Source organism: Micromonospora sp. MH99 (assembly GCF_021442385.1).
In the GTDB taxonomy this organism is placed as follows: Bacteria; Actinomycetota; Actinomycetes; order Mycobacteriales; family Micromonosporaceae; genus Micromonospora.
Window position 1 is genome coordinate 36,028 of sequence record NZ_MUZA01000016.1, and the last position, 13,883, is coordinate 49,910.

General features: G+C 72.8%; 13 protein-coding genes and 1 pseudogene. 6 read left to right on the plus strand and 8 right to left on the minus strand.

The window, feature by feature from the left end; all coding sequences use genetic code 11:
• Window positions 1-13: 13 nt before the first annotated feature.
• Both B0E54_RS11435 and B0E54_RS11440 read right to left on the minus strand, forming a co-directional pair.
• Window positions 14-409: a phage holin family protein gene (locus B0E54_RS11435; protein WP_234583343.1), complete on the minus strand. Its 396-nt coding sequence runs from the start codon at window positions 407-409 to the stop codon at window positions 14-16.
• On the minus strand, window positions 406-1,083 hold the full coding sequence (locus B0E54_RS11440) for a hypothetical protein (RefSeq protein WP_234583344.1): 678 nt from the start codon (window positions 1,081-1,083) through the stop codon (window positions 406-408). Before B0E54_RS11440 ends, B0E54_RS11435 begins: the two co-directional genes overlap by 4 nt.
• A gap of 279 nt (window positions 1,084-1,362) precedes the next feature.
• Between B0E54_RS11440 and B0E54_RS11445 the strand changes: the two genes are divergently transcribed.
• Window positions 1,363-1,578, plus strand: a complete 216-nt coding sequence (locus B0E54_RS11445) for a hypothetical protein (protein ID WP_234583345.1) — start codon at window positions 1,363-1,365, stop codon at window positions 1,576-1,578.
• Between the two features lie 11 nt (window positions 1,579-1,589).
• Here the strand turns inward: B0E54_RS11445 and B0E54_RS11450 are convergent, their stop codons facing one another.
• The 4 genes from B0E54_RS11450 to B0E54_RS11465 all read right to left on the minus strand — a co-directional run bounded on the left by B0E54_RS11450 (window position 1,590) and on the right by B0E54_RS11465 (window position 5,053).
• Entirely contained in the window at window positions 1,590-2,012 is a 423-nt protein-coding gene (locus B0E54_RS11450; protein ID WP_234583346.1) for a DUF3263 domain-containing protein, read from the minus strand.
• Between the two features lie 111 nt (window positions 2,013-2,123).
• On the minus strand, window positions 2,124-3,140 hold the full coding sequence (locus B0E54_RS11455) for an ABC transporter permease subunit (protein ID WP_234583347.1): 1,017 nt from the start codon (window positions 3,138-3,140) through the stop codon (window positions 2,124-2,126).
• Window positions 3,137-4,147 carry an ATP-binding cassette domain-containing protein gene (locus B0E54_RS11460; protein ID WP_255786846.1) on the minus strand — a complete coding sequence of 337 codons (1,011 nt, stop codon included), beginning with the start codon at window positions 4,145-4,147 and terminating at the stop codon, window positions 3,137-3,139. The genes B0E54_RS11455 and B0E54_RS11460 overlap by 4 nt, the downstream gene beginning before the upstream one ends.
• 120 nt (window positions 4,148-4,267) lie before the next feature.
• Complete coding sequence (locus B0E54_RS11465; RefSeq protein ID WP_053654382.1) at window positions 4,268-5,053, minus strand: DeoR/GlpR family DNA-binding transcription regulator; 786 nt, start codon at window positions 5,051-5,053, stop codon at window positions 4,268-4,270.
• 202 nt (window positions 5,054-5,255) lie between these two features.
• On the opposite strand from B0E54_RS11465, the gene B0E54_RS11470 reads away from it, so the two are divergent.
• From B0E54_RS11470 to nagA, 3 genes are all read left to right on the plus strand, one after another.
• Window positions 5,256-6,185: an SIS domain-containing protein gene (locus B0E54_RS11470; protein WP_234583348.1), complete on the plus strand. Its 930-nt coding sequence runs from the start codon at window positions 5,256-5,258 to the stop codon at window positions 6,183-6,185.
• A gap of 114 nt (window positions 6,186-6,299) precedes the next feature.
• Window positions 6,300-7,301: an ROK family protein gene (locus B0E54_RS11475; RefSeq protein ID WP_234583349.1), complete on the plus strand. Its 1,002-nt coding sequence runs from the start codon at window positions 6,300-6,302 to the stop codon at window positions 7,299-7,301.
• Window positions 7,298-8,407 carry an N-acetylglucosamine-6-phosphate deacetylase gene (gene nagA, locus B0E54_RS11480; protein WP_234583350.1) on the plus strand — a complete coding sequence of 370 codons (1,110 nt, stop codon included), beginning with the start codon at window positions 7,298-7,300 and terminating at the stop codon, window positions 8,405-8,407. The genes B0E54_RS11475 and nagA overlap by 4 nt, the downstream gene beginning before the upstream one ends.
• 291 nt (window positions 8,408-8,698) lie before the next feature.
• On the opposite strand, the gene B0E54_RS11485 is transcribed toward nagA, so the two are convergent.
• Entirely contained in the window at window positions 8,699-9,922 is a 1,224-nt protein-coding gene (locus tag B0E54_RS11485) for a DUF4032 domain-containing protein (protein ID WP_234583351.1), read from the minus strand.
• 120 nt (window positions 9,923-10,042) lie between these two features.
• Between B0E54_RS11485 and B0E54_RS11490 the strand changes: the two genes are divergently transcribed.
• A complete protein-coding gene (locus tag B0E54_RS11490; RefSeq protein WP_234583406.1) occupies window positions 10,043-10,780 on the plus strand; it encodes a phosphatase PAP2 family protein in 738 nt (245 codons plus the stop codon).
• 9 nt (window positions 10,781-10,789) lie between these two features.
• Window positions 10,790-12,028, plus strand: a complete 1,239-nt coding sequence (locus tag B0E54_RS11495) for an APC family permease (protein ID WP_308195349.1) — start codon at window positions 10,790-10,792, stop codon at window positions 12,026-12,028.
• Here the strand turns inward: B0E54_RS11495 and B0E54_RS11500 are convergent.
• Window positions 11,963-13,867 (minus strand): annotated as a pseudogene (locus B0E54_RS11500) (TrkA family potassium uptake protein); the annotation flags it as partial. The gene B0E54_RS11495 and the pseudogene B0E54_RS11500 overlap by 66 nt on opposite strands.
• Between the last annotated feature and the right edge of the window lie 16 nt (window positions 13,868-13,883).

The following is a 13,883-nucleotide window of genomic DNA, read 5'->3' on the forward strand; positions in this document are numbered from 1 at the left end:
CCTACCGACTCGGTCACCGGCCCCGCAGGGCGTCCGGCAACTCCCGGGCGGTCTGCTTCGTTCGGGGCAGGACCGCACGTGCCCGCTTCAGCTGAGTACGCGCGTTGAGGAACAGGCCACCGGCGACGGCGGCCCAGAGGATCGCGACGATCAGCGCCGCCCACCCCTGGTCCATCGCGTTGGAAAGCCCCCACCACACGGCGTACGACACGAAGAGCACGGCGAGGAACCCGGCCAGCCCCGCAGCGCCGAACATACCGCCGGACTTGCCCGCCTGGGTCACCTCCTCGCGCAGCTCGGCCTTGGCCAGTTCGACCTCCTTGCGCACCAGGGTGGACATGTCCCGGGTCACGTCGCCGAGGAGGTCGCCAACCGATGCCTGGGTCCGCTCCTTCTCCGGGGCGCTCACGGTGCCACCCCGCCGGGCAGGTCCGACTGCGGCCGACCGGCGGGCGAGACGTTCTGCGCCCGCGCCGCCCCCACGTACGGCTGCTGTTGACCGGTCTCCGCCATTGCGCCCTGCGGGGCCGACTGAGCTGTGCCCTGGGGCGCGGGCTGGGCGCTCGGCGTGCCCGGGCTCCCGCCGTTGCCGGAGGCCGACGCCGTCAGGCCACGGGTGAGCCGTCCGACCAACAGCCCGGCCACTGCCGCGCCGGCCAGGAAGGTCCCCGGGTGGCGTCGCGCGTAACTGCGCACGTCGTCGAGCACCTCGCCGGGTTCACGCTCGTCGAGCCAGCCCGCGGCCTGCTGGGCGGCGTCAGCCACCCGGCGTACCGCCTGGCCGGCCAGCCCGGAATCACCGTCCCGCTCGGCCATCGACCCCAGTTCACGACCAATGTCGCGCAGGCCCTCGGCGGCCCGCCGCTGCTGCGTCTGTGCCTGCTCCCGAAGCTGTCCGCCGGCCTGGCCGGTCAGCTGCCGGGCCTGTCTGCGCGCCTCGGCGGCCACCTGCCCGCCCTGGTCGGCGGCGGTGTGGGCGACCTGCCCACCGGCCTGCGTGGCCTGGTGGCCGACTCGGGACGCCTCCTGCCGGGCCTGCTGCCCGCTACCGCTCGGTGTGCCGCTCTGGTTCGTTGCCGTCATGCCCCGCTCCCCTCCTGGGTGCTGGGTCGCCTGGCGACCCCGGAACGTCCGTCGCCTACCCGCCGGGCCCGCCGACATGCGAGCCGGTCGACGGGCCGACGGGGAAAGACCACCGATCAGGGCCAACGGACCGCATCGGAGGCAGCACGGACGGTAGCGTCAGCAACAGCCATCTCCGGAGTCTCCGGACAACCGGACCCGGCAGGAACGGTGAGTCCGGCGGATCGCGGACGGCGGCGTCCGGACCGCGCAGACCGTCCACAGCGTCAGGGGGATCGCATGTTGAAGCGGTTGCACGAATCGGGGCTCAAGGCGGAACACATGTACATGGCGGGCTTCGCCAGCATCGGCCTGTCGTTCACCAGCTGGTTCCTGTCCAGGCACCTGGAGCGGGCCGGTGTGGCGCGCGCGGACCGGTGGGGCATCTTCATCGGCGAGTGGGCGCCGACGTTCTTCGCCATCGGCAACGGCCTGCAGGGGTACGAGAAGAAGTAGGGCCGGCGGGCTCAGCGACGGCGGTTGCGGGCGCGCGACGAGCGGAGCCGGCGGAGCCGGCCGATCAGCACCGGGTCGGCGGCGAGCGCCGCCGGATTGTCCAGCAGCCCGTTGAGCAGTTGGTAGTACCGGGTGGAGGAGACGCCGAAGGTGTCCCGGACGGCCTGCTCCTTGGCGCCGGCGTGCCGCCACCACTGCTGCTCGAAGGCGAGGATGGCCAGTTCGCGCGCGGTCAGGCCCGCCGGGGGCGCGGCCGTGGCGGCGGCCGTCTCGTCGTCTGCCGCTTCGGTGCCGGCCGGCAGGGCGTCGTCGGTGCTTTCGACGGGCGGCGCCGGGCGGGGGGTCGGGACGCTGGCCGCGACACCGCCGGCCAGCTCGCCCGGACGAGCGTCGGTGGACGGCTCGGGAGCGGTCGGCGCGGCGTCGGCGGGCATGACGTTCAGCCTAGCCAGGGCCGACCACTGTCGCAGCAGCCGGCACGGCCGGCTCCGCACGTCGGAAACCCGACGGTGGGGCCGGCCGCGCCGTTGACTCCGTGACGTCGATCAGGTGATGTCGCGTCGACGCATCGTCCAGAGCGCTGCGCCGAGGATCACCACGACCCCGATCGAGAACAGTACGGACGACTGCTGCCAGGTGATGTCCATGGTGTCCGGCTTGCACTCCCCGGAGTAGGTGGCGTTGCAGGCGTCCCAGTCCTGCAGCGTCACCTTCTTGGTCATCCATGCCAGGGCGTAGGTGGGCAGCAACCACGCCTCGGCGAACTTCACGCTGGCCATCGACAGCAGAATTCCCAGGCCGAACTGGCCGACCACCATGAGGGCCACGACACCACCGAGGGCCATCGCGGTGTGCCGGCCCAGCGAGGCCAGCGCGAAGCCGATGGTGGTGAGCACCAGCACCAGCGCCACGCCGCGTACCCCGGTCAGGGCGAACGACTGCCAGGCACCCGAGGTCATCTTCTCGGTGCTGCCCCGGAAGCTGGCCACCGCCCAGAACCCGGCGAACCACAGCACCGCCGCGGGCAGCGTCACCGCCAGGATGCCGGTGAGCAGCGCGGCCAGCTTGGTGAGCAGTACGGTGAGCCGCTTCGGCCGCCAGAGCAGCAGGTTCATCATGCCGCCGGTGCTCCACTCGGCGCCGACGAAGGACGCGCCGATGACGAACCCGACCAGGGCGAGGATCGCCGCGAACGGGACCAGTGTCTCGTCGAACGTCTTGCGGAAGTTGAACGTCGAGGGCAGGAACCACTCCGCCTCGATCTGGTCCCGCGACGGGGCCGTGATCACCGAGCAGTCGTCGGGGTAGCGGCCGTCGTTCGGCGTGCCGGCCGTCTTGGCCTGCTCACAGTTGACCCGCTCCTGCTCGCTCCAGCGGACCTGCTCCTGGTACTGCTGGTCGGCCTGACGCTCGGCCTTGGCGAGCTGACCGGCGTCGATCTTGTGGTTGGTGAAGAAGACACCGACCACCACCGCGGCCAGCACCAGCAGGCCGAGAAGCGTCATGTAGCGGGTGAAGCGCCGCTTGGTCAGCCGGCGCAGCTCCGTCCGAAAGAGGCTCACGCGCCCCACCCTCCCGCGGTGGCGCCGGGCTGACCCGTCCCACCAACCTTCGTGGACTCGTCGACCTGGCGGTGCTGGCCGGGGACCGGCGCGGTGGCGGTCAGTTCGAGGAAGACGCTCTCCAGGTCGACCGCGATCGGGGCCAGCTCGCTGACGTACAGGTTGTGCTCGGCGAGCAGCCGGGTCACGGTGGCCGGCTTGTCGACACCGCTCAGCATCAGGTGGTCCGGGTGCCCGGTGACCCGGATCCCGGCCCGGGTGAGGGCCTCGGTGGCCGTCGGCAGGTCGCTGACCGCCTCCAGGCGGACCCGGACCGCGCCGGACGAGTGCTGGGCGAGCACCTCGTCGACCGGGCCGAAGGCGACCCGTCGGCCGAGCGAGATGATGGTGACCGAGTCGCAGATCAGCTGGATCTCGCCGAGGATGTGGCTGGACAGCAGCACTGTCATTCCGGATTCGGCAAGCGTCCGCATCAACGTGCGCATCTCCCGGATGCCGCCCGGGTCGAGGCCGTTGGCCGGCTCGTCGAGGATGAGCAGCGTCGGGTTCTTCAGCAGGGCGGACGCGACGGCGAGCCGCTGCTTCATGCCCAGCGAGTACGTCTTGACGCGCTCGCCGGCGCGGTCGCGCAGCCCGACCAGCTCCAGCACCTCGTCGACCCGCGTGGCGGGCACCTCCCCGGCCCCGGCCAGCAGGGACAGCGTGTCCCGGGCCGAGAAGTGCGGGAAGAACTGCGGGCTCTCGACTATCGCGCCGACGTTGCCGGCGACGGAGGGCAGCGCGGCAGGAACCTCGTGCCCGAGCAGCGTCATCCGGCCACCGTCGGGCCGGATCAGGCCGAGCAGCGTACGCAGCGTGGTCGTCTTGCCGGACCCGTTGGGGCCCAGGAAGCCGTGCACCTGCCCCGCGTCGACCCGCATGTCGAAGCCGTCGAGCGCGTTGCGGGTGCCGCGTCGACGACTCTTGTACGTCTTACGTAGACCTTCGATCTCCAGGACAGCTGGCAAGCTGCACCTCCCCCGATGGTGGGCGTGACAGCCGACACCATACGCGGTATGCAGCGCCGCGCAATACCCGGTATGCATCGACACGCCGATCGATGCGTTTCAGCTACGGAGTGTTACCACTCAGGCGCAGACGACCTGCACGCCAGCCGCCCGGAAGGCGTCCACGACCTCCGGGGCCGCCCCCGAGTCGGTCACCAGCGTCTCGACCCGCTCGACCGGGCAGATGCGGGCGAAGGCGTGACCGCCCAACTTGGACGAGTCCGCGATGATCACGACCCGCTTGGCGCGGGCCACCATCAGGTTGTTCATGGCCGCCTCACCCTCGTGGTGCGCGGCGGCGCCGAGTTGCGGGTCGATCGCGTCCACGCCGAGCAACGCGACATCCAGGGTGACCTCCCGCAGCAGCGCACCGCCCAGCGGGCCGACCAGCTCGAACGACTTCGGCCGCACCACCCCGCCGGCGACCACCACCTTCATCCGCGACCGCACGAGCAACTCGTTGGCGATGTTCAGCGCGTTGGTCACCACCGTGAGCTGGGCACCCTCGGCGCTGGTGTTCAGGTCCGGTCGTACGGCGAGGGCCCGGGCCACCTCCGTGCTGGTGGTGCCACCGTTGAGGCCGACCACGGTGCCGGGCGTGACGAGCGCCGCGGCGGCGGCACCGATCCGCTGCTTCTCGGCCGAGTGCTTGGCCGTCTTGTAGCGCAGCGGCAGGTCGTACGACACACCGTTGGCGACCGCGCCACCCCGGGTCCTGGTGATCATCTGCTGCTGGGCGAGCTGGTCGAAGTCACGTCGGATGGTGGCCTGGGAGACGTCCAGCCGCTCGGCGGCCGCCTCGACGCTGACCCGGCCGTTGTCGGTCAGCATCTCCAGCAGGGCGTTCCATCTGGCGTACCGGTCCACCGCGGGGGCCCTCCCAGCAACTGCACGCTCGGTGATTGATTGCGTGCACACTAGTGCGCGAAACTAGCCTGGCGCAAAAGGCTCATCTGCGCGATCGGCCGGGCGGTTGCCACGACCACCCCGCTTCGCGCAGAATAACGCGCGAAATACGGGTGTAACGAGCCGTATTGCGCAGACAGGTCGGCCCGGCGAGGAGTTTCCCATGGCGTACGTGGACGCGGAGATCGCGAGCCAGCCCGACTGTTGGCGGGAGGCCGCCGAGCTGTCCGGCGCCGTACGCGGCGACCTTCCCCGCCCCGGCGAGCGGGTCGCCGTCGTCGGTTGCGGCACGTCGTGGTTCATGGCGATGGCGTACGCGGCCCGCCGCGAGCAGGCCGGCCAGGGCGAGACCGACGCGTTCCAGGCGTCCGAGTTCCCAGCCGGCCGCCACTACGACCGACTGATCGCGATCACCCGCTCCGGCACCACCACCGAGGTGCTGGAGCTGCTCGCCGCGCTGCGCGGCCGTACGCCCACCACAGTCATCGTCGGCGACCCGGCCGCGCCGGCGGTCGACCTGGCCACGGCCGCGGTGACCATGCCGTTCGCCGACGAGCGGTCGGTGGTGCAGACCCGTTTCGCGACGACCGCGCTGGCCCTGCTCCGGGCACACCTCGGCGACCCGGTGACCGCGCTCGCCGCCGACGCCGAGGTGGCGGTGCGCTCCCCGCTGCCGATCGATCCGGCCACCATCGGCCAGGCCACCTTCCTCGGCCGGGGGTGGACGGTCGGCCTCGCCCAGGAGGCCGCGCTGAAGTGCCGGGAGGCGGCCACCTTCTGGGCCGAGGCGTACCCGGCGATGGACTACCGGCACGGCCCCATCTCGATCGCCGCACCGGGGCGGCTCGTGTGGGCGTTCGGCGAGCTGCCCGAGGGGCTACCCGAGGACGTGGCCGCCACCGGCGCCGCCTTCGTGCACAGCCGTACGCACGGCTGGCGCACGGTGCTCGGCAGCTGGTCCGCCGGTCGTACGCCGGTGGACCCGATGGCCGACCTGATCCTGGCCCAGCGCTTCGCGGTCGCCCTGGCGACCAGCCGGGGCCTCGACCCCGACGCGCCCCGGCACCTCAGCCGGTCCGTGGTGCTGGCGTGAGCGCGAGGAGTGAGCCGGGGTTGCGAGCCCCGCAGTCGCGAACCGAGCCTGCGCCGTGAGCGCGAGGAGTGAGCCGGGGTTGCGAGCCCCGCAGTCGCGAACCGAGCCTGCGCCATGAGCGGTGCCGTGAGCGATGACCGGGTGGTCGTGGCGCTGGACGTCGGCGGCACCGGCATGAAGTGCGCCCTGGTCCGACCGGACGGCGTCGCCGTACGCACCGAGCGGCACCCCACCGACGCCGCGCGCGGCCCGGCCGCCGTGATCGACACCATCTTCGACGTGGCCGACGGGCTGATCGGCAAGGCCCGGGCCGACGGCCTCACCCCGATGGCCGTCGGCATCGCCGTCCCCGGAGTGGTGGACGAGGCACGCGGGGTCGCGGTCTGGTCGGCGAACGTGGGCTTCCGGGACGTACCGCTGCGGGACCTGGCGGTGGCGCGGCTCGGGCTGCTCACCACGCTCGGCCACGACGTGCGCGTCGGTGGCCTCGCCGAGGCCCGGCTCGGCGCCGGGCGCGACGCCGACCACGTGCTCTTCGTGGCGATCGGCACCGGCATCGCCGCCGCGCACGTCGTCGACGGCTCGGCCACCGTCGGTGCGCACGGCGCCGCCGGGGAGATCGGCCACATCATGGTCCGTCCCGACGGCCCGCGCTGCGGCTGCGGGCGACCCGGTTGCCTGGAGGCGATCGCCTCGGCGGCCGCGATCGGCCGTCGCTACGCCGAGCTGGCCGGCGACGGCGCGGAGCAGACGCCCGGTGCCGCCGTGACGGCCGCCATCGTGGCCGAGCGGGCGGCCGCCGGTGAGCCCCTCGCCAGCCGGGTCTGGCAGGAGGCGGTCGAGGCCCTCGCCGACGGCCTCGCCACCGGGCAGGCGCTGTTCGACGTGTCGACGATCGTGCTCGGCGGCGGCCTGGCCCAGGCGGGCGACGGCCTTCTCGGCCCGCTGCGAGCGGCGCTGCACGAGCGGATGACCTTCCACCGGGAGCCGCGGCTGGTCGCGGCGGCCCTCGGTGACGAGGCGGGCTGCCTCGGCGCCGCCCTGCTCGCGCTGGACGCCGCGGGCGTCCGTGACACGGACGCCGCCCGCGTCCTTGACCATCAGGAGGAGCGATGACCGTACGGGTGAACGGCAAAGTGGTGACCCCGACCGGTGTCATCCGGCAGGGCTGCGTCGAGTGGGACGGCGACCGCATCACGGCCGTGGCCGAGTATCCGTCGGTCCGCGACGGACACTGGATCCTGCCGGGCTTCGTCGACATGCACACCCACGGCGGCGGCGGGCACACCTTCACCACCGGGGACGCCGACCAGGCGCGCGCCGCGGCCGGCTTCCACCTGGCGCACGGCACCACGACGCTGCTGGCCAGCCTGGTCAGCGCGCCCTTTGCGGTGATGCGCGCGGCCACCGAGGCGTTCGCGCCGCTGGTCGACGAGGGCGTGCTGGCGGGCGTCCACTTCGAGGGCCCCTACCTCTCCGCGGCCCGTTGCGGCGCACAGAACCCGGAGTACCTGCGCGACCCGTCCACGGACGAGCTGACCGAGCTGATCGAGTTGGGTCGGGGCGCGATCCGCATGGTCACCCTCGCCCCGGAACGCGACGGCGCGCTGGAGGCGATCAAGCTGCTCACCACCCACCGCGTGGTGGCGGCCGTGGGCCACACCGACGCCACCTACGAACAGACCGGCGCCGCCATCGCGGCCGGCGCGAGCGTGGGTACGCACCTGTTCAACGGCATGCGGCCCGTGCACCATCGCGAGCCGGGCCCGGTGGTGGCCATGCTCGACGCGCCGACCGTGATCTGTGAACTGGTAGCCGACGGGGTGCACCTGCACGACGGCATCCTGACCTTCACCACCGCGACAGTCGGCCCGGACCGCGCCGCGCTGATCACCGACGCGATGGCCGCCGCGGGGATGGCCGACGGCGAGTACGAGTTGGGCGGTCAGGCCGTCACGGTCACCGACGGGGTGGCGCGACTCGCCCGCGACGGGGCGATCGCCGGCAGCACACTGACCATGGACGCGGCGCTGCGGCACGCCGTGCACGCCGGGATCCCGATGGCCGACGCCGCCCGGATGGTGGCCACCACCCCGGCCCGCGCCATCGACCTGGGCGACAGGGTCGGTGCCCTCCAGGTCGGCCTCCGCGCCGACCTGGTCGTGCTCGACGACGACCTCAACGTGGTGCGGGTGCTGCGCGGCGGCTCCTGGGTGGAGTGACGCGCCTGGGCTGCCCCGCCCGTCGCGCTCGCCGCGCGCTCCCGGACGGCAACGCCCCTTGCTACTGCACACGCTGTCGAGCTGCCCCATAGGTGGGGCTAGGACCTGGGGCGGCGACTGCCCCATATCTGGGGCAGCTCGACAGGACGCGTCTCCATCCCTGTCGAGGGGCTGGCCGTCCGGGACGTGTCGGACTCAAGGCTCCGGTCGCGACGACCGCAACAGCACCAGAGGGCGACGGGCGGCGACAAGCGGCGGCCAGCACGGCGGCGCCGTGAAGCGGAGGCCGTCTCAGCCCAGGGCGGGGACGTCGACGCCGAGCACGGCCTGTTCGTCGGGGCGGTGCACCAGCACGTCGGACAGGTACGACTGCACTGCGGGCGCCATCCCGACGTCCCGGCCGGCCTGCTCGGAGAGCAGCCACTTGTGCTCGATGATCTGGGCGAACAGCTCCTGCGGCTCCAGCTTGCGGCGCAGGTGTGCGGGCACGGCCCGGACCACCGGCTCGAAGACCTCGGTGAGCCAGCGGTGCGCCGCCTGCTGCTCGTCGGTCAGATCGCTCTCCGCCCGGTACGCGTCCAGGTCGTTGAGCAGCTTGCGGGCCTGGTTCTCCTCGGCGTCGAGACCGGTCAGCCGCAGCAGTCGCCGGGTGTGGTAGCCGGCGTCGACCACCTTCGGTCGCACCAGGTAGCGCCCGTCGTCGATCGTCGACATGGCGACCTCGGCCACGTCGAAGCCCAGCTCGTTGAGCCGGCGGATGCGGCCCTCGATGTCGTGCCGCGCCTCCCGTTCGACCGCCTGCTCGTAGGTGATCTCGTGCCAGAGCCGCTCGTAGCGCTGCACGACCTCCTCGCAGACCACCTCCGGGTCGATGGACTCGTGCAGCAGGCCGGCGGCCTGGAGGTCCAGCGCCTCACCGAAGATGTTCACCCGGGCGATCTCCAGGTCCTCGCCGCGCTGCCCGTTGGAGAGCGAGTTGTGCAGGGCGCCCGTCTCCGCGTCGACCAGGTAGGCGGCGAACGCGCCCGCGTCGCGGCGGAACAGCGTGTTCGACAGCGAGCAGTCGCCCCAGAAGAAGCCGGTCAGGTGCATCCGCACGATCAGGGCGGCGAGCGCGTCGAGCAGCCGGCTCATCGTCTCGGGGCGCAGGGTGTGCGAGAAGAGCGCCCGGTACGGCAGCGAGAACTGCAGGTGCCGCGTGATCAGCACCGATTCGAGGGGCTCGCCGTCGTCGGTCTGCCGGTCGGCGACCACCGCGACGGCCTCGACGGACGGGAAGTCGATGCGCTCCAGGGCCCGGAGCAGGTCGTACTCCCGCTCGGCGATCCGCTCGCGGGTCTCCTTGAACGCGTAGACGTAGTCACCCAGGCGGACAAAGCGGACGATGTGTCGGGAGATGCCCTGGGGCAGGGCCACCAGGTGTTGGGCAGGCCACTCCTCCAGCGGTGTCGACCAGGGCAGGTCGAGCAGCGCCGGGTCCACGAGGGCAGACGTGATCCGCACGGGCACAAGCATGACGGGTCGCCCCCCGCATCCGCCTCACATCGTGGCTCGGCCCACAACGCCGAACACCCCGGCCTCGCGTCGGCCCGGTAGCGTGGTCGCGTGCTCAAACCCACGGCGGTACGACGTGACCTGCGGCTACGGCCCGTCCGCCCGGCCGGTTGGTGGTTCGACGCCCTACTGCTGGCCGCCCTGGTCGGGTTGACCGTCGCCCTCGTCGCCCACCAGCTCTTCGGGTTGGACCGGGCCGTCGCCGACTGGGCCGAGGCGCACCGGCCGACGGTCGCGTACTGGGTGGCCCGGGTGTTCAACCTGCTCGGCCAGGGCACCCCGCTGACCCTCATCGCCGCCGGGTTGGGCGTGCTGCTGGCCGTCCGGCTGCGGTCGGTGCGGCCGATCCTGCCGCCGGTGGTCGGCTTCGTGCTGACCTACCTGACGATCGGCCCGCTCAAGGTCTGGACCGCCCGGGCGGCACCGAGCGCCAGCGTCAAGGAGCCGTTCCTGCCGCCCGAGCAGACCCTGCCGCTGTTCCACGACGACCTGCCGGTGCGGTTCGCCCAGTCCTACCCGTCCGGGCACGTCGCCAACGCGATCGTCTGGTACGGCGTCATCGCCCTGCTGCTCGCCCCCCTCGCGCGCAGCTTCGGCCGGCACCTGCCGCCCCGGCTGGTCACCGTGATCCGGGTGGTGCCACCGTTGGTGGTCCTCACCACCACCACCTATCTGGGCTGGCACTGGCTGACCGACTCGGTGGCCGGGCTGCTGCTCGGGCTTCTCCTGGACCGGCTGCTGCACCGGGTGCCCTGGGACGATCTGCCACTCCCCGGCCGGCTACGGCACTGGGACCAGCCGTTCACCTCGTACCCCTAGGGTCGAGGCGTGGATCAACTGGCGCGGCGGCTCGGCGTACACGATGCGGTTGTCATCGGGTTGGGCTCGATGCTCGGCGCGGGCGTCTTCGTGGTGTTCGGTCCGGCCGCGGCGGCGGCCGGCGGCGCCGGCCTGCTGCCCGCGCTGGTGCTCGCCGGCTTCATCGCCTTCTGCAACGCGACCAGCTCGGCCCGGTTGGCGGCCCGCTACCCGGAATCCGGTGGCACCTACGTCTACGGCCGGGAACGGCTCGGACCGTTGGCCGGCTTCGTGGCCGGCTGGGGTTTCGTGGTCGGCAAGACGGCGAGCTGCGCGGCGATGGCGTTGACCATCGGGGCGTACCTGTGGCCGGGGCAGGCGCGGTTGGTCGCGGTCGGCGCGGTGCTCGCGGTGACGGCGGTGAACCTGCGCGGCATCGGCAAGACCGCCACCGCCACGAAGGCCCTCGTCGGCGTGGTGCTCGTGGTGCTGACGTTTGTCGCGGTCGTCGGCGTGGTGGGTGGGCCGGTGCAGCTGGATCGGCTCGGCGACCCCGGTGGCTCCGGCCGGGGTGTGCTCACCGCCGCCGGGCTGCTGTTCTTCGCCTTCGCGGGCTACGCACGGATCGCCACGCTCGGCGAGGAGGTCCGCGACCCGCAGCGGACCATCCCCCGCGCGGTGCCGCTGGCACTCGGCGCGGTGCTCGCGATCTACCTGGTGCTGGCCGTGGTGACGCTCGGCGTGCTCGGCGCCGACCGGCTGGCCGGTTCGGCTGCGCCCCTGGTCGACGTGGTGACCGCCGCCGGCCTGCCCGGCCTGGCCTGGGTGGTCCGCGCCGGGGCCACGATCGCGGTCGTCGGCGTGCTGCTGTCCCTCGTCGCCGGGGTCGGCCGGACGACCCTCGCGATGGCCCGCCGCCGCGACCTTCCCGGTGCGCTGGCCGCCGTTCACCCGGTGCACCAGGTGCCGCACCGCGCCGAGCTGGCCGTCGCCGCCGTGGTGATCGTGGTGGTGCTGCTCGGCGACGTCCGCGACGCGATCGGCTTCTCCAGCTGCACGGTGCTCGTCTACTACGCGATCACCAACGCGGCGGCGCTCACGCTCGGCCGGGATCGGGAGCGGAAACTACCGGTGCAGGTGCTCGCCGGCCTGGGGCTTGTCGGTTGCCTGCTGCTGGCGGTCAACCTGCCGCTCAGCAGCGTCCTCGCCGGGTTCGGGGTGCTCGCCGCGGGCGTCGTCGGGTACGGCCTGCGGCAGCGGAGTCGCTGAGAGGTCCGCCGGGCGCGGCACCGACGACGGGATCGATTCGCCGCCGGGCGCGGACCCGGTCGGCCGGGGAATTGGACCGGTACGGGCGGGCGGGGCGCACTGGGTGGTCAGCCAGTCCAGGCCACGCCGGCGGGCGACCACGGTGAGCCGATCACCGGCGAAGATCACCTGTCGCGGGTCGAGGTCCCTCCACCAGATCGTCTTCGCCCCACCGGCCGCCGTCCGGGCGATCAGGCGGACCTGCCCGTTCCGGGAGACCGCCTCCAGCGGTGCGCCGTCCAGCTCCGAGCCCGCGGCGACCGGCACCTCGGCGACCGGCAGCGCATGCCTGTCGACCGGGATCGTCGTGATCACCGCGCGTTCGGTGAGCGCGCCGATGAAGGCCGGCGCCGCCAGGTAGGAAACCGATCGGGACACCCCGAGAGCGAAGGTCTCCTCCACCCGTTCGGCGAAGTCACCGTCGAAGAGCCGCAGCACCACCCGCAGGTCGTCGCGGAGATCGCGCGCGGCCAGGGCCGCCTCCAGGTTGGCGACGTCGTCGGTGGACGCCACCACCAACGCCTGGCAGTCGGCCACCGACGCGGCGGCCAGTGTTTCAGGCAGCGCGGCGTCGCCGACGATCAGCGGCACCTCCAACTGGCGGGCCAGCGCCCCGCCGCGCGGCTCCGGATCCTTGTCGATCGCCACCACCTCGACGTCGTACTCGCGGAGCTGTGCCATCACCCGCGTGCCGACGTTGCCCAGGCCGATCACCACCACGTGCCCGGCGCGAGCCGGTTGCAGCCGGCCGGTGTGCAGGGCCAGCCGGGCGTTGACGATGCCGTCCACGACGACCGCGGTGATCAGCGGGATCAGCGCCAACCCGGCCAGGTTGAGCACCACCTGCATGATCTGCGCGTCGGCCGCCTTGTCGGTGTCCGGGTCGGCGCCGCTGAGCGTGGTGACCAACGTCAGGTAGAGCGCCTCCAGCGGTGAGACGTCCTCGGCGCGGGAGATCAGCGCTCCCAGGACCGCGATGACCGCGAGCACCAGCATCACCGCGATACCGATCTTGCGAGTGGCGAAGCCGCGTACGGCCCTCATCAGCACCGCGATCGGGCGGCGCCGCCGCCGCGCCCGGACCAGCCGCCGGGCGGCGACCTCGGTGCCCGGCGGCTGCCCGGTCACCTCCGCGAGCACCAGGTCGGCGGGCACCCACTCGTCCGGCAGCAACTCCACGCCCTGCTGCTCGGTGAGGTGGGCCAGCGCGCAGACCACGTCCTGCTCCCGCACGTCGGCACGCCGCGCCACCCGCAACGTCTTGTCCCGATGCTGGAAGGAGCTGGGGTCGACCTCGCCGAGCGCGGCGGCCACGAACGCCGGCGCGGCCATCTCGGCGTCGGAGAGCACCTCGACGGGTGCCTTGAGCAGCTTGCGTACGCCGTCGGCGAGGGTGCCGTTGAACATCCGCAGCACCTGGCGCACCCGCTGGTCGACGGCTTGGGCGCAGAGCGCGGCGTGCAGGTTGCCGACGTCGTCCTGGTGCAGCAGCGCCAGACCGGTCGCCCCGGCCAGCCCGGCGGCCTCGAAGGTCGCCACGTCCAGGCGCTCCGAGCGGACCACGCGGACCCCGCGCAGCCCGGCCACGTCCGGCCCGTTGCGGCGGTAGCGCTCCGGCAGCACGACTGTCACCCGGACGCCGCCGGCCGGGAGGTCGGATTCGACCATCGCGCGGGCCACGTAGTAGGCGAGAGCGTCCTGGCCGCAGATCACGTAGTGCGGACGCGGGTCACCGGCGGCGCGTAGCCGCCAGTTCCACTCGACCGCCCGTCGCGCCCGGTCCCGCCACGGCTCCGCCATGCCCGGATCGTAACCA